Annotated in this window: 13 protein-coding genes, 4 pseudogenes and 1 other annotated feature; of the genes and pseudogenes, 10 read left to right on the top strand and 7 right to left on the bottom strand. The window is 39.2% G+C overall.

The features are described 5' to 3' along the window. Positions 1 to 7: 7 nt before the first annotated feature. Positions 8 to 1,263, bottom strand: a pseudogene (gene tyrS / locus WYK_RS18580) (tyrosine--tRNA ligase). Between the two features lie 55 nt (positions 1,264 to 1,318). Then, positions 1,319 to 1,542, bottom strand: a binding site (T-box leader). A 147-nt stretch (positions 1,543 to 1,689) separates the two neighbouring features. Between tyrS and WYK_RS18575 the strand changes: the two are divergent. Further along, positions 1,690 to 4,551 (top strand): transglycosylase domain-containing protein, encoded by a 2,862-nt coding sequence (locus tag WYK_RS18575; RefSeq protein WP_040375954.1) that lies wholly within the window; start codon positions 1,690 to 1,692, stop codon positions 4,549 to 4,551. A 48-nt stretch (positions 4,552 to 4,599) separates the two neighbouring features. Here WYK_RS18575 and acsA read toward each other — a convergent pair whose 3' ends face one another. Beyond that, positions 4,600 to 6,318 (bottom strand): acetate--CoA ligase, encoded by a 1,719-nt coding sequence (gene acsA / locus WYK_RS18570; protein WP_040375953.1) that lies wholly within the window; start codon positions 6,316 to 6,318, stop codon positions 4,600 to 4,602. 246 nt (positions 6,319 to 6,564) lie between these two features. On the opposite strand from acsA, the gene WYK_RS18565 reads away from it, so the two are divergent. The 3 genes and pseudogenes from WYK_RS18565 to WYK_RS18555 all read left to right on the top strand — a co-directional run bounded on the left by WYK_RS18565 (position 6,565) and on the right by WYK_RS18555 (position 9,049). Then, the gene (locus tag WYK_RS18565) at positions 6,565 to 7,197 is read left to right on the top strand and encodes a GNAT family N-acetyltransferase (protein ID WP_040375952.1); all 633 of its coding nucleotides are present in this window, start codon (positions 6,565 to 6,567) and stop codon (positions 7,195 to 7,197) included. 30 nt (positions 7,198 to 7,227) lie between these two features. After that, entirely contained in the window at positions 7,228 to 7,875 is a 648-nt protein-coding gene (locus tag WYK_RS18560; RefSeq protein ID WP_040375951.1) for an acetoin utilization AcuB family protein, read from the top strand. Next, positions 7,872 to 9,049 (top strand): annotated as a pseudogene (locus tag WYK_RS18555) (acetoin utilization protein AcuC). Before WYK_RS18560 ends, WYK_RS18555 begins: the two are co-directional and overlap by 4 nt. Before the next feature lie 30 nt (positions 9,050 to 9,079). Here WYK_RS18555 and ccpA read toward each other — a convergent pair. Continuing rightward, entirely contained in the window at positions 9,080 to 10,081 is a 1,002-nt protein-coding gene (ccpA, locus tag WYK_RS18550) for a catabolite control protein A (RefSeq protein WP_040375950.1), read from the bottom strand. A 360-nt stretch (positions 10,082 to 10,441) separates the two neighbouring features. Further along, entirely contained in the window at positions 10,442 to 11,518 is a 1,077-nt protein-coding gene (locus tag WYK_RS18545; RefSeq protein ID WP_040375949.1) for a bifunctional 3-deoxy-7-phosphoheptulonate synthase/chorismate mutase, read from the bottom strand. A gap of 250 nt (positions 11,519 to 11,768) precedes the next feature. Here WYK_RS18545 and WYK_RS18540 point away from each other — a divergent pair, with 250 nt between their 5' ends. The 5 genes and pseudogenes from WYK_RS18540 to WYK_RS26410 all read left to right on the top strand — a co-directional run. Continuing rightward, complete coding sequence (locus tag WYK_RS18540; protein ID WP_040375948.1) at positions 11,769 to 13,934, top strand: cell division protein FtsA; 2,166 nt, start codon at positions 11,769 to 11,771, stop codon at positions 13,932 to 13,934. A 76-nt stretch (positions 13,935 to 14,010) separates the two neighbouring features. Beyond that, positions 14,011 to 14,574: a helix-turn-helix domain-containing protein gene (locus WYK_RS18535; RefSeq protein ID WP_040375947.1), complete on the top strand. Its 564-nt coding sequence runs from the start codon at positions 14,011 to 14,013 to the stop codon at positions 14,572 to 14,574. Positions 14,575 to 14,588: 14 nt separating this feature from the next. Beyond that, entirely contained in the window at positions 14,589 to 14,813 is a 225-nt protein-coding gene (locus tag WYK_RS24180; protein WP_161629156.1) for an IS3 family transposase, read from the top strand. Further along, positions 14,803 to 15,024, top strand: coding sequence for a hypothetical protein (locus WYK_RS24635; protein WP_152526508.1), 222 nt, complete (start codon positions 14,803 to 14,805; stop codon positions 15,022 to 15,024). Before WYK_RS24180 ends, WYK_RS24635 begins: the two co-directional genes overlap by 11 nt. 243 nt (positions 15,025 to 15,267) lie before the next feature. Beyond that, positions 15,268 to 15,390, top strand: a pseudogene (locus tag WYK_RS26410) (IS3 family transposase); the annotation flags it as partial. A 58-nt stretch (positions 15,391 to 15,448) separates the two neighbouring features. Here the strand turns inward: WYK_RS26410 and ytxJ are convergent. The 3 genes from ytxJ to WYK_RS18515 form a co-directional block, all read right to left on the bottom strand. Continuing rightward, complete coding sequence (gene ytxJ, locus WYK_RS18525) at positions 15,449 to 15,775, bottom strand: bacillithiol system redox-active protein YtxJ (protein ID WP_040375946.1); 327 nt, start codon at positions 15,773 to 15,775, stop codon at positions 15,449 to 15,451. 71 nt (positions 15,776 to 15,846) lie between these two features. Next, on the bottom strand, positions 15,847 to 16,443 hold the full coding sequence (locus tag WYK_RS23445; RefSeq protein WP_051387680.1) for a YtxH domain-containing protein: 597 nt from the start codon (positions 16,441 to 16,443) through the stop codon (positions 15,847 to 15,849). A gap of 26 nt (positions 16,444 to 16,469) precedes the next feature. Further along, positions 16,470 to 16,979, bottom strand: coding sequence for a DUF948 domain-containing protein (locus WYK_RS18515; RefSeq protein WP_040375945.1), 510 nt, complete (start codon positions 16,977 to 16,979; stop codon positions 16,470 to 16,472). A gap of 243 nt (positions 16,980 to 17,222) precedes the next feature. Between WYK_RS18515 and WYK_RS18510 the strand changes: the two are divergent. Further along, positions 17,223 to 18,326: pseudogene (locus WYK_RS18510) on the top strand (aminopeptidase); the annotation flags it as partial.

Below are 18,326 nucleotides of genomic sequence, written 5' to 3'. Positions count from 1 at the left end.
CTATTCATTACTTAATGAGAGTGTATTTCTTTTTACCTCGACGAATTAACAGGAATTCGCCTTCAATTTTATCATTATCACTTACCGTATATGCAACGTCAGTTACTTTTTCACCATTAATTGAAATGGCACCATTCTGGATATCTTCTCGCGCTTGTCTTTTTGAAGGAGAAATCTTGGCTTCAATTAAAAGTTCCACTAAGCCAATCTCATCAGAACTCTCACGTTCATAAGTCGGAACATCTTTGAATCCAAGTTTGATTTCTGCTGCGCTTAACGTATTAACAGCTCCACTAAATAATGCTGCAGATATTCTAATCGCTTGTTCAAGGGACTCTGAACCGTGGATTAGTCTCGTCATCTCTTCTGCTAATTTCTTTTGTGCTTTTCGCAAATGCGGCTCTGAAGCTACTGATTCCTCAAGAGCTTCAATTTCCTCGCGCTCTAAGAAGGTAAAGAATTTCAAGTATTTGACTACATCGGTATCCGCTGTATTAATCCAGAACTGGTAGAACTCATATGGTGATGTTTTTTCTGGATCCAGCCATATTGCGCCGCCTTCTGTCTTCCCAAACTTCGTACCATCTGATTTAGTTACAAGAGGAATAGTCATTCCGAACGCCTTCGTATCTCCATCGTGCGATTTACGAATCATTTCTAGTCCTGTCGTGATATTGCCCCATTGATCACTTCCGCCAATTTGGAGCTTACAGCTGTGATGATCATACAAATGATTAAAATCTATTCCCTGCAGAATGGTATACGCGAATTCCGTAAAGGATAAGCCAGTTTCTAAACGTGAAGCAACCGTATCCTTGGCAAGCATATAGTTGATCCCAATATATTTTCCATAGTCGCGGAGGAAAGTAACCATATCAATTTTGCCAATCCAGTCATAATTATTTACCATGACTGCACCGTTATCTCCGTCAAACTCAAAAATTTGGGTTAATTGATTTTTAATACAATCCGCATTATGAAGCACCCGATCTAGTGTTTGAAGCTGTCTTTCTTCTTTTTTACCAGATGGATCACCGATAAGTCCTGTAGCTCCTCCAACTAACACAAGAGGACGGTGACCATGTTTTTGGAATCGACGCAAAGTGAGGAATGGCAATAAATGTCCTATATGCATACTATCCGCAGTAGGATCTACCCCGCAATATAATGCTATTTTTCTTTTTCTAACAGATCCGTTAGACCGGTCTCATCTGTTTGTTGATAAATAATCCCTCTCCATTCGAGGTCTTTAATAAGTTCCATGCGATTTTCCTCCTTTATATGCCGCAAACAAACACAAAAAAGCCCCTTCATAAAATGAAGGGACGAATAAATTCGCGGTACCACCCAACTTGAGAACAAAACTTACCTGTCCTCCGCTTAAACTGAATAACGGCCATCAGCCGTTTGCTGCTAAATTTATATGGTTCACAGCAAATGCTCCAGGACGTAATTCACCACGCTATATGTACCGGTTTTCAGCTCCCACCGGCTCTCTAAAACAGGGATAGCTTTGCTACTTAATCCTATCATCGCTTTACATTATTAAATTTTAAGATAATAAATTTTTATCATATATAGTGACAGCTGTCAACTTTATCTGACATTTTTATGGAAAATATTAAAAAGTAGTCATTCCCAAATGGGCTTATATGCTATAATGTATGTGATTTCAGGGGGTTTGATACGATGAAAAATAACGAAAGAAATAAACAGACACGTCTGCGTCCTTTTTTTGATTTTTTCAAGGACAAGCGAACAAAAAAATACTCAAGGATTACATACCAAGTTGTCTGGAATTTAACGCTTTTATTCATACTTACACTGATACTCGGTTTTTCATTTGCAGGAGGCGTTGGAGCTGGTTACTTCGCTGCACTTGTTAAAGAAGAGCCCATCCGATCAAAAACAGACCTAAAAAAAGATTTATACAATTATGAAGAAACCTCAGAAATCTATTTTGCCAATAAGGTTTATCTCGGCAAACTCACATCTGATTTGGAACGTGAAGAAGTTTTATTAAACCAAATGTCAACACATCTTACTGACGCCATCATAGCCACAGAGGATGAATATTTCTATGAGCATGAGGGTGTTGTACCAAAAGCCATTATGCGTGCAATCTTTCAAGAAATGACAAACGCCTCTGTCCAATCAGGCGGAAGTACGTTGACACAGCAATTAATTAAGAATCAAATACTAACGAATGAGGTATCTTTCGAGCGGAAAGCAAAAGAAATACTGCTTGCGCTTCGGGTTGAAAAGTTCTTTGAGAAAGAAGAAATACTTCAAACCTATCTTAATATCTCAACATTTGGCAGAAACTCATCTGGTAAAAATATTGCAGGCGTTCAAGCTGCCTCAGAAGGGCTTTTTGGAATAGAAGCTAAAAAGCTTAATCTCCCGCAGTCTGCTTTTATTGCCGGGCTGCCTCAAAGTCCCTTTGGCTATACTCCATATACCCAAAAAGGAGAATTGAAAACAAATCTCGAACCAGGTCTGAATCGAATGAAAACGGTTCTAAAGAGAATGTTCGATGGCGGATATATCACTGATGCAGAATATAAAGAAGCATTAGCTTATGACCTTGTAAAGGATTTCATAGGACCTCAACCACAACCCTATGATGAATACCCTTGGGTTACTTATGAAATTGAAAAGCGTTCCGTAGAAATTCTCACAACCATCTTTGCAAAAGAAGCCGGCTACGATGAAAAAGACCTTGAAAAAGATAAAGACTTAAAAGATCAGTATACGACGATAGCAAATCGTAAGCTTCATCAAAACGGGTATAAAATCTATTCAACGATAGATAAAAAAATATATAATAAAATGCAAAAAGTTGCGAAAAATTACCAGTACTATGGGAATACAAAAAAACAGAGAATAACAGATTCAGAAACAAAAGAATCAAAGGTTATTGATCAACCAGTGGAAACCGGAGCCATCCTTATTGAAAATAAAACGGGTAAGATTCTTAGCTTTGTAGGCGGCCGGGATTATTCACGGGAACAATTGAATCATGCAACTGCAGCTAAGCGTCCAAATGGATCGACCATGAAACCACTGCTCGTCTATGCACCAGCCATTGAGTTAGGCAAGATCTCTCCTGCCTCTATCTCTGTCAATGTGCCCATCCAAATCGGGTCATGGCCTCCTAAGAATTACGGGGGCAGTTATACAGGGTTAACAACTGCTCGTGAAGCACTGAAAAAATCGCATAATGTTCCTGCAGCCATCTTTTACATGGACATTATTAATCAACGTCCGGCTAATTACTTGAAAAAAATGGGCTTTACTTCACTAGTTGAAGCAGATTACGTGAATCCATCGATGTCACTCGGAGCACTAAGCGAGGGCGTGACAGTAGAAGAAAATGTGAATGCCTATTCGACGTTTGCTAATAATGGCGACTTTGTTGATGCCTACATGATTGATAAAATTGAAACAAAGGATGGCAAAGTTGTTTATAAACACAAAACAAAGCCAGTCGATGTATTTTCACCACAAACCGCTTATCTTACATTAGATATGATGCGTGATGTCATAACCAGCGGTACAGCGGCATCCTTAAGTAACCGACTCGCCTTTTCTTCTGACTGGGCAGGAAAGACTGGGACAGGTCAAGATTATAAGGATGCCTGGTTCGTCGCAACTAATCCTAATGTAACCTTTGGAACATGGATGGGTTATGACACGCCAAAACCGCTGGAACAAACTTATAAAGGACTCTCCTATAGTAAGCGGAATATATATCTATGGGCTGATTTAATGAATGCTGCTTACCAAGTCAAGCCAAAGCTTGTTGATCCAGCTGAACGATTTGAAATGCCTGGAGGAATTGTCCGTCGTTCTGTCTGTGCAGTATCAGGTCTCCTTGCCTCAAATTCTTGCTCTGCAGCAGGAATGGCTTCTACAGACTTATTTAATGCAAAATTTGTTCCAAATGAGACAGATGATAGCTTTATAACTGGAAGGTACGTACAAGTCGGTACTAAGCAATATACTGCGCTTCCTGCTACCCCAGATGAATTTACAACCAATGGTTACGTACTTAATTCAGACTTTTTTAATAAGATTGGCGGAAAATATCTTGTCGATCCAACTATTTTGGCTTCTATGAATAGCAGTTGGAAAAACATTGTTGTGCCAAACGCTGTACTTAACGACAATGGAAAAGTTCCTGCTCCTCCAGAGATATATCAGACTGGGCAATCCATAGCTTGGAGATCTCATTCTGAAGGGGATGTAGTCGGATATCGCGTTTATAACGGCGGACAAAAGGTTGCAAGTATCCGAGCTGGAGAAAAGCTCAGCTACAGCAGTGGTTCAGGGAGCTATTACGTCACTGCAGTAGATATAGCGGGCAATGAATCTGCTATGTCCACCCAGATTATAATTCAAACAGGCAGTACAAAGAAAGCACCTGAGACCACCCCTACAGAACCAGCTGTTGATTCTGAAGAAGATTCCCAAGAAGAGAACGCAGAAGAGGAGTCTGATCCTGCAGACGAATCTGAAGAAGTTGATGATGACGATACAGATGAGTAACAAGAAAGAGGCTTCCCATCAGGGAAGCCTCTTTCTTTGTTTGTCGTTTTAGTCTTCCATGGTTGATAGATCTCCGGTTGGCAGATCTAGTTCCCAAGCTTTTAAGACGCGGCGCATAATCTTTCCGCTTCTTGTTTTCGGCAGCTTATCACGGAATTCAATTTCTCTTGGTGCTGCGTGTGCAGCCAAGCCTTGTTTTACGAATTGGCGGATTTCTTCAATCAGCTCTTCCGTTGGTTCATACCCGTCACGGAGAGCGATGAATGCTTTAATAATCTCACCACGGACCGGATCAGGTTTGCCGATAACACCTGCTTCCGCAATAGCGGGGTGCTCCACTAGCTTACTTTCTACCTCAAAGGGACCTACACGCTCTCCTGAGGTCATAATCACATCATCAACCCGCCCTTGAAACCAGAAGTATCCCTCTTCATCCATATAAGCAGAATCTCCAGATACATACCAACCGCCCGGCATAAAATAAGATTCATATTTAGCTTGGTTATTCCAAATCGTATGCATCATTGATGGCCAGCCTTTTTTAATGGCCAGATTCCCCATCCGGTGGGGAGGAAGTTCATTTCCTTGATCATCTACAATTGCTGCCACGATTCCTGGAAGTGGTTTTCCCATTGATCCCGGTTTGATTTCCATGCAAGCATAATTGCTGATAATCTGAGCTCCTGTCTCGGTCATCCACCAATTATCATGAATTCGTTTATTAAAAACTTTCATTCCCCAACGAACAACTTCAGGGTTAAGCGGTTCTCCTACACTTAATACATGACGAAGAGAACTCAAATTATATTTCTCGACGATTTCATCACCTGCGCCCATCAACATGCGGAAGGCAGTAGGTGCACTATACCAAACAGTTACCCCATAATCCTGAATAGTTTTATACCATGATTCTGGTTTAAAACGGCCTCCTACGATAACATTTGTCGTTCCAGTCAGCCATGGTCCAAAAATTCCATAAGATGTCCCAGTTACCCATCCAGGATCAGCGGTGCACCAATAGATATCATTTTCTTTTAAATCAAGCACCCATTTTGCACTCTGATAATGCTGGATCATGGCATTATGAACATGCAGAACGCCTTTAGGCTTTCCTGTAGAACCGGATGTATAATGAAGAATTAATCCATCCTCACGATTTACCCATTCTATTGAAAACGCCGTATCTGCTTGTTTTAATTTAGCAGAGAAATCATGCAGGTTATCCTTTTCCTCAATATTATCCCCGACAAGAAAAATATGTTTCAGTTCAGGCAGATCGCTTACCGGTACACGGGGCAATAATTCTGGTGTAGTGATCAAAACCTTTGCACCGCTGTCTTCTAATCGGTCCCGAACCGCCCCTTCCATGAACGCTTCAAAGAGCGGTCCAACTATCGCTCCCGTCTTAATCGTACCAAGCAGGGCCATATAAAGTTCTGGTGAACGGGGCATGAAAATAAATACACGGTCCCCTTTTTCCACCTCTCCAAAGTTCTTTAATACGTTAGCAGCTTGGTTACTTAAATTCTTCATCTCGTCGAATGTATATGTTTCGTCCCGATTATCGTCTTTATAAAGCAGGGCCGCCTTGTCTTTTCTATCAGATTCCGCGTGACGGTCAATCGCTTCGTAAGCTAAGTTAATTTTCCCAGTTTTTGACCAAGAAAACTCTTTTTCTGTCTCAACCCAATCAAACTGCTTGTACTTTTCATCATAATTTTGTAAGTTATACTCACCTTTAATTACTGGCAGCGCTTCCAATTTCATAGACAATGTTCCCCCTTTTCTCGACTTATACAGTATAATTATAGTATATAATTCTATTTATCTCAATTTTTTACTTTAAGAACCCACTATCCCTGCTACCCATTACTATATCCATAAACAACACTATAACAAATATGTCCAAATTTTGAATGGATTAGAAAAACTTCAGAAGAATACTAGTTATCTAAAATTCCGATTTTACTTTTTATGTATAATAGAAAGTAATACTCATTAGGCGGTGAAAGAATGGAACATATAAAGGCGTATAATTCCATGGAATTAGAAACAGTTAGAGGGACTCTAATCATTGAAGGACCCGTTTCTTCTGAAAAATTAAAGTCATATGATTTCCATGAAGGATTGGTTGCTTTCCGACCGCCAGCACAACAGCATAAGGCATTAATTGAAATTGCCGATCTTCCAGAAGGACGAATTATTATTGCCCGCCAGCAAGAAATGATTATTGGTTATGTCACTTATTTATATCCAGATCCACTAGAGCGCTGGTCAGAGATAAAAATGGATGACTTAATTGAACTTGGTGCAATAGAAGTTATAAAAGACTACCGAGGAGCTTCTGTTGGTAAGAACATGATCCGCCTATCCATGACAGACGATGCAATGGAAGACTTCATCATCATTACAACAGAATATTATTGGCATTGGGACTTAAAAGGCACTGGATTAAATGTATGGGACTACCGAAAAATTATGGAGAAAATGATGAGTGCCGGTGGACTGGAATATTATGCAACAGATGATCCGGAAATCAGTTCGCATCCTGCAAATTGTCTAATGGCAAGAATCGGTAAACGAGTTGAACCCGAATCCATTCAAAAATTCGACCAGCTTAGATTTATGAACCGATTCATGTATTAAACGGTTTATAAACCATGAGGAGGAGTAGAAATGATTGTTGAAAAAATCATGAAAAAAGAGATTATCTCACTAACGGAAACGGATACCATTCAAACCGCCTTATTATTAATTCAAGAGAAACGAATTCGGCATATCCCAATTGTTAATCATGAAAACCATCTCGTTGGTCTTATCAGTGATCGTGACATCCGTGATGCTTCCCCCTCAATATTTAGAACCGAGGATTTTAAAGAGGATATGCAAAAACCTCTCCACACGATTATGAAAACCAATATCATAACCGGACATCCCCTCGATTTCGTTGAAGAAATAGGTGCTGTTTTCTGTGAGAATAATATTAGCTGCCTCCCGATTATTCATGAAAAAAAGCTTGTCGGAATCATTACGGGCACTGATTTGCTTCAATCATACGTTGAACTGACCGGTGTGAATAAGCCTGGTTCTCAAATTGAGGTGCAAGTCCCTGACCAGCCTGGTGTACTTCATAATATTTCATGTATCTTTAAAAAAAGGAATACAAACATCCATAGTGTCCTCGTCTATCCTGCTAAAGAGACAGAATATGAAAAAGTTCTCGTGTTGAGGATACAAACTATGAATCCATTTCTAGTGGTAGATGACTTAAAGAAAGAAGGCTATAAAGTCATATGGCCAAGCCTTCCCGGTATCTCCCTATGACCAAGGATGCCGTATTTGTCTTTTCTGAAGAACTATTAACCTATAAATTCAGCAACGATCATCCATTTAACCAAAAACGCCTTCTCTTGACCTTGGATTTATTAAAAAAACGGGTGCTATTACTGATGAGGATATCATCAAGCCAAGAATGGCTACCGATCAGGAATTAGAATTAATTCATGACCCTGCCTATGTAAACGCTGTCAGATTAGCTGGAAAAGGAAAACTTCCAAAAGAAAAGGCCGGTAATTTCGGGATAGGGACTGAGGATACACCCATCTTTCCAGGTATGCATGAAGCAAGTGCTCTTCTCGTTGGCGGAACCTTACAGGCTGTTGACTATGTTATGACAGGAAAGTCTCAACATGCATTGAACTTGGGAGGCGGTCTTCATCATGGATTTCGCGGGAAGGCTTCTGGGTTTTGTATTTATAATGACAGTTCAGTAGCTATCAAATATCTGCAGGAGAAGTACCACGCCCGTGTTTTGTACGTTGATACAGACGCACATCATGGCGACGGTGTTCAGTGGTCTTTTTATGATGATCCAGAGGTATGTACACTTTCCATTCATGAAACAGGAAGATATTTGTTTCCAGGGACAGGAAATATCAATGAACGAGGCCAAGGGAAAGGATACGGCTATTCCTTTAATATTCCAGTCGATGCCTTTACCGAGGATGATTCGTGGTTAGAGTCCTATACTACGGCCTTTACGGAAATCGTGGAATTCTTTAAACCTGATGTCATACTAACCCAAAATGGTGCCGACTCGCATTACTTTGATCCATTGACCCATTTATCGGCAACCATGCGAATTTATCGCGAAATTCCACGCTTAGCTCACAAACTTGCCCATCAATATTGCGAGGGGCGCTGGGTGGCAGTTGGCGGCGGCGGCTATGACATATGGCGTGTGGTACCGCGTGCTTGGTCAATGCTATGGATGGAGATGTCTAGTAATCCAACTCCGACGGGTCCATTATCACCAGAATGGCTCGATACTTGGCAGCCAGACTCACCTGTCACACTGCCGCAATCGTGGGATGATCCGGAGGGAATCTACGAACCAATCCCCCGAAGACCTGAAATAACCGAAAAAAATACTCTTACGGTTGAAAAGTTACTTTACCCTATCCGTTCCAATCAATCATCTTCTGTGAAACCTACATAATGTAAAAAAATAAACGTCCATATTGGACGTTTATTTCGTTGATTGACGTTTTTCAATTCTATGCGGAAGAATAACAGACTCTTGTTCCTCTACGCTTTCTTTATTCATTAGCTTAGTTAAAAGACGCATGGAAACTGCACCAATATCATAAAGGGGCTGCACAATTGTCGTGATTTGCGGACGAACCATCAAAGTAAGACGTGTATTATCAAAGCTAATCACCTCAAAATCATCTGGAACATTAAACCCGCGATCCTGAGCAGCATGCACAACACCCAATGCCATTTCATCTGAACCAACAATAATAGCATTTGGTTTTTCTTTTAGGTCATTTAACTTTTGGAATGATTCTATGCCAGAATCATATGTATAATCACCATCGATAATAAACTGTTCATTAAGTTCAATCTTTTGATCAGCTAGACCGCGCTTATATCCTGCTAATTTTTTTTGATTAATCGGGTCACTAATGTTACCGCTGACAAATGCGATCTTCTTTAATCCTCTTTGTGCAAATTCCTTAACGGCATCAAAGGCAGCAGCCTCATAATCAATATTAACGGATGGAATTTGTTTCGTGTCCTCAACAGAAGCGGAAAGGACAATCGGTACTGGAGATTTCTGGAATTCTCTGACTAGTTCTTCCGTAATATTTGCACCCATAAACACAATTCCATCTACTTGTTTACCAAGCATCGTATTTAATAAACGAAGTTCTTTTTCTTCATTTTCATCTGAATTGCTTAGGATGATATTATATTTGTACATAGTGGCAATATCTTCAATTCCTCTTGCCAGCTCTGCATAAAATATACTGGAAATATCCGGGATCACTACCCCAACTGTTGTCGTCTTTTTACTGGCTAATCCCCTTGCTACTGCATTCGGACGATATCCTAAACGGTCAATCACATCAGATACCTTTTTACGTGTAGCAGGTTTAACATTCGGATTCCCATTAACTACACGTGATACGGTAGCCATTGATACGCTAGCTTCACGAGCTACATCATAAATCGTTACATTATTCATAAAACCACTCCTTCTTACCATCAATTTTCCCATTTACAGCTTTTCTCAATCTTAGCTTTTTTATAACCAGCTCATCTAAAGAGGAGCATATAGGATTTTTTATACGAATATTTCTTCAGCTGATGTCAACTTCAGGAATTCAATCTAACATTTTATTTGTTCAGATATGAGCATTCAAGTCGTTTCATACACTTATCCTTTACTGTATAAACGTACCGTATTACTATATCATACGACAGGAGAACCCTTGTCCGCAATGTATCTGTTCCTAATTATATAACAATTTATCAATAAAGTTCAGCACAAATAAAAAACAGCTCCCCAGCCGAATTGGAAGGGAGCTGTTTTCGATAAACAAACTTACAATGATACCCAGTTCAACTTGTTAATTTCATTATAGAAAGTATCAAATTGATTGAAGTCCATTTGTTGAGCAGAATCGGATAATGCAACCGATGGATCTGGATGTACTTCAGCCATAACTCCGTCAGCGCCAATCGCTAATGCCGCTTTTGCCGCTGGAAGCAGCAGATCACGACGTCCGGTAGAATGAGTAACGTCAACCATAACAGGCAGATGCGTTTCTTGTTTAAGAATCGGTACAGCTGAAATATCAAGTGTATTTCTTGTTGCACGTTCGTATGTCCGAATTCCACGTTCACAAAGAATGATGTTGCCATTTCCTCGGGACATAATATACTCGGCAGCATGAATAAATTCGTCAATTGTTGCTGCAAGGCCTCGTTTTAACAGCACAGGTTTATTCACAGCTCCTGCAGCCTTTAACAATTCGAAGTTCTGCATGTTTCTTGCACCAATTTGTATAACATCGATATACTCGCAAGCCATTTCAATATCATTTGGGTTTACAATTTCACTAATGACAGCTAAATCGTATTCATCGGCAACTTGTTTTAGTATTTTTAATCCCTCTAGCCCAAGTCCTTGGAAGTCATATGGTGAGGTACGCGGCTTATAAGCGCCTCCGCGTAATAACTTAAGACCCTTCGCTTTAACAGCTGCTGCCACAGCAGCTACTTGCTCGTAAGATTCAACTGAACATGGTCCGAATACAAAGCTCGGAATTCCATTCCCTATTAACTCACCCTTAATGTCAATAACGGTATCCTCTGCTTTTCTTTTCCTTGATACAAGCAAGGCTTTCTTTTGATCTTCTTCTTGAAGATCCAGACCAACCTTAAAAATTTCCTTGAAGATATGTTTAAGGGAAGCAGGCTCTAATGGTCCTTCATTATTAGCTTCGATAAGATCCAACATTTCTCTTTCACGAACTGGATCATAACGATTAACGCCCTGCTTTTCTTTTACACGGCCAATTTCTTGTACAACTCCCGCACGTTGGTTAATAAGATGTAATAAATCAAGGTTGATGTCATCAAGCTTTTCTCTTAGAGTTTCAAGATCCTTGTTGCTCATTTCAAACCGTCCCCTTTGACTGTCTATTTTACTACATACTCAACACTTATCTTTTGCAGATTGCTCAAATCTGAGGATATTCTTCCTTTTATATCCGACAACTGTCAAGAATTAAAAAAATATGGTACATTTCTTATATAATTTAGATTAGTATAAATGAAAATCTGAAGATTGTCACTATTTATTTCTTTATTAAAGAAACGCTTTTAAGCATTAAAGCGTATTATAAACTACTAAAGAGGTGTTTCTATTGCCGGAAAAACTCTTTGCTCTCGATATTGGTACACGATCAGTGGTCGGTATTATCCTCGAAAAACAGGATACTACATACGAGGTAAAGGATATCTTATCCCAAGAACATACAGAGCGGGCCATGCTGGATGGACAAATTCATGATGTATTGGCTGTTTCTAAAGTCATCACGGCTATAAAGAATCAACTTGAGGAAAAACACGGTTCCCTAAAGAATGTGTCCGTAGCAGCTGCCGGGCGTGCACTTAAAACGGAAAGAGCTGTAGAAGTAATTAACATTAAGGACAAACCAATGATCCAGCAGGAGGATATTCTGCATCTAGAATTGTGTGCTGTTCAACAAGCTCAAGCAATCGTAGCCGAAAAAATGGCCTTGCAAGAAAGTACACAATACTTTTGTGTGGGGTACTCTGTTCTCTTCTATCGGCTTGACGGCCAAGAAATCGGAAGTTTAATCGATCAGAGCGGCTATGAAGCCTCAGTCGAGATTATTGCAACCTTCCTGCCTAAAGTTGTCGTTGAATCATTAGTAGCCGCTTTAAAGAGAGCAGAGCTCCATATGCAGGCTTTAACACTTGAACCGATTGCTGCTATTAATGTTCTGATACCTCCTTCTATGAGGCGTTTAAACGTAGCTCTCGTTGATATTGGCGCAGGGACTTCTGATATCGCGCTGACTGATTCAGGAACGGTCATTGCATACGGAATGGTTCCAGTAGCAGGCGACGAAATTACCGAAGCAATCAGCGATCAGCTGCTTCTCGATTTTCCACTCGCTGAAAAAGCAAAAAAAGAGTTGAGTGACCCTGAGTATGACAGTATCTCCGTAACTGATATTCTTGGATTCACAACTGAATTTAGCAAACATGAAGTGATTAAAGAGCTGAATCCTGCCCTTGAAAAGTTAGCACACTCAATCAGTAATGAAATTCTGGCTCTCAATAATAATAAAGCACCGAAGGCCATTATGCTCATTGGCGGCGGAAGTTTAACACCAGAATTACCGTCAATGATTGCTGAAAAGCTAAGCTTGCCCTCGAATCGAGTGGCTATCAGAGGAATTGAAGCGATCCAAGATATCAAAATTGCCGCTCATGTAACAAAAGGTCCAGAGCTTGTTACTCCAATCGGAATTGCTATTGCAGCCCACCGTAATCCAATCCGCTATTTAAGCGTCCTTGTTAATGGAAAAACAATTCGTTTGTTTGATATGAAACGACTTACGGTTGCTGATTGTCTGCTCACAGCGGGGATTCGTTTAACTAAGCTTTTTGGCAAGGCTGGAATGGCGCAGATGGTCCAGGTGAACGGTCAATCTGTAACCATACCAGGGAAGCTTGGCGGTAAGCCTATTCTCACACTTAATGGTGTCTCTGCCTCCCTTGATGATTCTGTGAAAAGCAATGATGAGATTTTGGTTCAAAAAGGATTGGACGCCCAGCCGATTATGCTCCCTATCCGGGATTTACTTGATCATATTCCGCATTGTACCGTTTATATAAATAATCAGGAATATCCTGTTGATGCTGAAGTAAGACGGAATGGATTCCTTGTAACTGGAGACGAACTTATTGCGGATCACGATTCAATTACTTGTATAATGCCGCCAACTATCAGCGAATTATTAAATTCCCTTCAATTAGAAAGTTTATTAGCGAACGTACGCCCATTCACAATTGAACTAAATCAAAAACCGCTGCAGCTGCCAGCCTTTTCAGGGAAACTTTTAAAAAATGGTTTAGCAGTAAAACCAGAATCATCCTTTGCGGATGGAGATAAATTTATTATCCACGCTCCTCTCCAGCCAAAGGTAACCGACTTGGCAAAAGCTATTCAGGCACAGTTATCTTATACAGTCCCTGTTTCTTTTAATGGCAAACGCATTATTTTGTCGAAAAAACTTACCGAATTTTACAAAGAAGGACAGCTGTTAAAGGATACTGATCGAATAACCGATGGAGACTCAATCTCTTTTATTCAACACAAAATGGAGCCTTTTATATTCCAAGACTTATTCCGACATGTCGAAATTGATATGCCTCAGCAGTCTGCAGGGCGCTTTGTTTTAATAAAAAATAATCAAGAAACCAGTTTTCATGAAACGCTAGCATCCGGTGATGAGCTTAAGATTCTTTGGCCCACCACCATCCATACTAATAAATAAATAATAAATAAAATGAGCCAGATGGGTGCCGCACCCCAAAAGTTAGAGCCAAAACTAACTTTTGGGGTGTTTTTATATGGCCAAATATAGTGAAGAATTTAAATTGAAAATTGTCAAAGAGTATTTAGAAGGTTTTTTGGGCTATGGATTATTAGCGAAAAAACATGGCATACCCAATCCTGCACAAATCCAACGCTGGGTAAGTGCTTATAAAGCCTTTGAAAAAGATGGGTTACGCAAGAAGCAGTCCAAACAGTTTTTTTCTGTTCAATTTAAAGTCGATGTATTACACTTTATGAAACAGACAGGTGCTTCTTACCAAAATACAGCGATTCAATTTAACTTACACAATCCGACCTTGATTGCGAATTGGTACAGTAAACTTTCTAAAGAAGGTATAGAAGACCTGAAGGGAAAAGTGAAAGGACGGCCTCCTATGCCTAAAAATCCAAAAGTGAATTCAGTAAACCAAGGGAAATCATTATCTCGTGAAGAACAATTAGAACGTGAAAACGAACTTCTTCGTTTAGAGAATGCTTATTTAAAAAAGTTAAGAGCTTTTCAGGAGAATCCGAATGCCTTCCTCGCAAAGCACAAGCAGCCCTGGCATTCGAACTCAAAGAAGACGGATTCCGATTAAAAGATGTATTTGTAGTGGTTGGTATTCCAGAGGCGACTTATTACTACCAAGTGAAACAGTTAAAAAAGGAGGATCCAGATCAAGAATGGAAAAGGATCATTTCTGAACTTTTTCAAAAGCACGAAGGGACATACGGGTACCGTCGAATTTATTTAAAATTAAGAACGCAAGGTTACATGATTAATCATAAAAAAGTGCAACGAATCATGAAAGAATTAGGCTTGAAGTGTGTCACGTAAATCTCGCTATAACTCCTATAAAGCAAAAGTAGGTAGACTAGCTAAGAATCGCTTGAACCGGAGGTTCCATACACCAATTCGTCTACAAAAGCTCGTAACAGATGTAACTGAATTCAAGTGTGTTGGAGAAGAAAAACTCTACTTAAGTCCTATTCTAGATTTATATAATGGCGAAATCATTTCGTTTGGGATGTCAAATAGACCGAATTAAATCTCGTTATAGAGCACTAAATCAAGCCTTAGAAGTCGTTAAGAAAGAAGCGAACTATCGAACCACCATACATTCAGATTAGGGATGGCATTACCAGCATAACAAATGGGTTCAGACATTGAAGCAGCATAAGATTTTCCAGAGTATGTCTAGAAAATTAACGTGTGCAGATAATGCGGCAATCGAAAATTTCTTTGGAATTTTAAAACAAGAGATGTATTATGGGAGAAATTAGTTTCCTATGATGAGTTAAAACGAAAGATTGAAGATTATATCGATTACTATAACAATAAACGTATTAAACTAAAATTGGCTGGGGTAAGTCCAGTGCAATACCGAACTCAAACCAGCCAATCAGCTGCGTAACAAAACTCTAACTTTTAGGGGTCACTACCAGGCAGAGGTTAGCATGGCTCTTTCCTATTTATTGCTCTAAAGCTGCTTGTAACGAATCCTTCGTAATTCTCCAATGTGAGTCATTCCAAATTGGTTGTCCATTTTTAAACAAAATCGCTTGTGGAGATGCATGCTTAATTCCAAACGTTTCTGCTACATAATTGGACAACGGTCGTGCTTCCTGAACAGCCAAGAAGGCCGTTTCCAAATCATTTTTCTCAGAAATAAACGATTGGTACTCATCAAAAGCCGCCCCACTTACCGGACAAGTTAAACTATGCTTAAACAAAAGAAAGAACTCATTGGTAAGTAGTTTAGTAAATTGCTCTTCTGTTTCAATTTTTTTACCCGTCAAGAAGTTTACCCCCTTTACAAATATAAAAGACGCTGAAGGTATCGTAACACTTCAGCGTCTTTTCTTACAAATTATTTTTTGTATTTATTTTCTGTTTCATCAAATGCTTTTTTTGTTTCATCCAGCTTCAGTTTAGCTGCATTAGCATTGCCAGCGGTATTCGTGTTTCCAGTATTAGTATCATTTTTCACTTCTACTGATGAAACGGGAGCTTTATTGTACCCTGTTGATCCTTCAGAATCACCAAGATCACTCGTGTCATTTCCTGTATTCTTAACATTTGGATCTTCTTGTGATTGCTTTAACCCTTTTACTTTGTTAAGTATATCCGTTGATTTTGTTGTCACCATATCTGCAACTGGTTTAGTTTTTTCCATTACGGTTTCAGTAAGTCCAGATCCTTTTTCCATTAAACCAGAACCTTTTTCCATTGCAGTTTGACGAAGTTTTTCTGTTTTCTCAGTAAGTGATTTAGCTTGGACGTTTAAATCATTACGCAGCTCTTTACCAGGTTTTGGTGCCATGAAAAGTGCTGTAGCTGCACCAACAATACTGCCAATGATTGCGCCTACTACAAAATCCTTCGAGGTTTTGCTACCTCTTTCTTCTTCAATCGATCTTTGAGAATCTCTTGTATAATCCTTTACTGGGTAATCTTTTTGTACCATGTTACATTCTCCTCTCAAATTTGAAATTAGTTAGTAGATCGTAAAAAGCGTCTTTTCGGTATACTTTCTGTTTCAACTTCAGGTTTTGTTGCCATGGCTGCTGGGACAGATGAGTCTTCAGGTTGTCTTTTTCTTGTTTTCCACTTTTCACGAATTTCCATTGCAATATTACTCCATTGGACAACTTGTGAAATTCTTTCCTGATTATCATCTATTTCCTGTTGTACTTTATTTGAAACCTTTTGAATAGATGTATTAAAACTCTGGATAGAGGTTCCTACATCTCTTACAGCATGAACTACTGTATTCAGGTTTTCAGATTTCTCCTTCAAGTCTTCTGCCAAAACATTTGTTTTGTGCAGGAGCTGTGTAGTCTCTAATGAGATACCCTGCATTTGACTTTCAAGACCGACAAGTGTTTTGGATACACTGTCTAAAGTAACCTGTAAAGATTTCAATGTATTGCCTAAGAAAAATACTAAAACTAAAAACGCAATCGCTGCGACTGCAGCACTTAAATATAATACAATTTCCATTTGACCACCTCCACGAATAATCCAACAACAATATATCCCTTATGTTACTAGTTTAAATACCCTAAAGGGAATAATATAAACTATTTATTTTTCAAGAAAGAAAATTAAATACCTTTATTTTTTAGAAAATATTTTTTACCTTCAAACTTATTATTTCAAATTCCGAAATAAATTACAGGAAGAATTCATAGAAATCGGTTACAATAGAAAGGTAAAAATATTACATATATGGAGGAATACTTTATGAAAGATCCTAGAATTACATTATTAGCCAAAAATTTAATAAATTATTCAGTTAATCTTAAAAAAGGTGAAAAAGTGTTAATTGAGAATTTTGGAATACAAACCGAATTAGTTACTGCGCTCGTTCAAGAAGCGTATGCTGCCGGCGGATTCCCTTTCGTATCTTTAAAAAGACCATCAAGTAGACCGTGCTCTCCTTATGGGTGCTAAAGAAGAACAATATGAAATGATGGCCAACTTTGAAGCTGAAGTCATGAAAGAAATGGATGCTTATATTGGCCTTCGTGCAGGAAATAATATCAGCGAACAAGCGGACGTCCCATCCGATAAAATGGCTATTCACGGCCGCACAATCGGAAAAAAAGTACATCGCGATATTCGTGTCCCGAAAACCAAATGGGTTGTTCTCCGCTACCCTACTCAATCAATGGCTCAACTTGCCAAAATGAGTACTGAGGCCTTTGAAGACTTTTACTTTGATGTATGCAATCTAGATTACGGAAAAATGAGTGAAGCTATGGACAGCCTGGTTGAGCTAATGGATAAAACCGATAGAGTCCGAATCACAGGACCGGGCACTGATTTATCTTTCTCTATCAAAGACATAAAAGCAATTAAATGTGCTGGAGAAATGAACATACCAGATGGTGAAGTCTATACAGCACCAGTAAAGGATTCCATTAATGGCGTCATTTCATATAACACTCCATCCCCTTATCAAGGTTTCACATTTGAAAATGTAATACTCACATTCAAAGATGGGAAAATTATTGATGCAAAAGCAAATGATACAGAACGCATCACAAAAATATTTGATACTGATGAAGGTGCACGTTATGTTGGGGAATTTGCTATTGGAGTCAACCCTTTTATCCAAACTCCAATGCAGGATATCCTATTCGACGAAAAAATTGATGGAAGCTTCCACTTTACACCGGGACAATGCTATGAAGAAGCTTCAAATGGCAACCATTCCGATATTCACTGGGACCTAGTCAATATACAACGACCTGAATATGGCGGCGGCGAAATCTATTTTGATGATGTACTCATTCGCAAAGACGGAATTTTTGTCATTCCAGAATTAGAAAAAACTGAATCCAC

Origin of the sequence: Peribacillus psychrosaccharolyticus ATCC 23296 (assembly GCF_000305495.1) — a bacterium.
Lineage (GTDB): Bacteria > Bacillota > Bacilli > Bacillales > DSM-1321 > Peribacillus > Peribacillus psychrosaccharolyticus.
The sequence above is the reverse complement of the archived record's forward strand: the minus strand, read 5'-3'. Positions and strand labels throughout refer to the sequence as shown.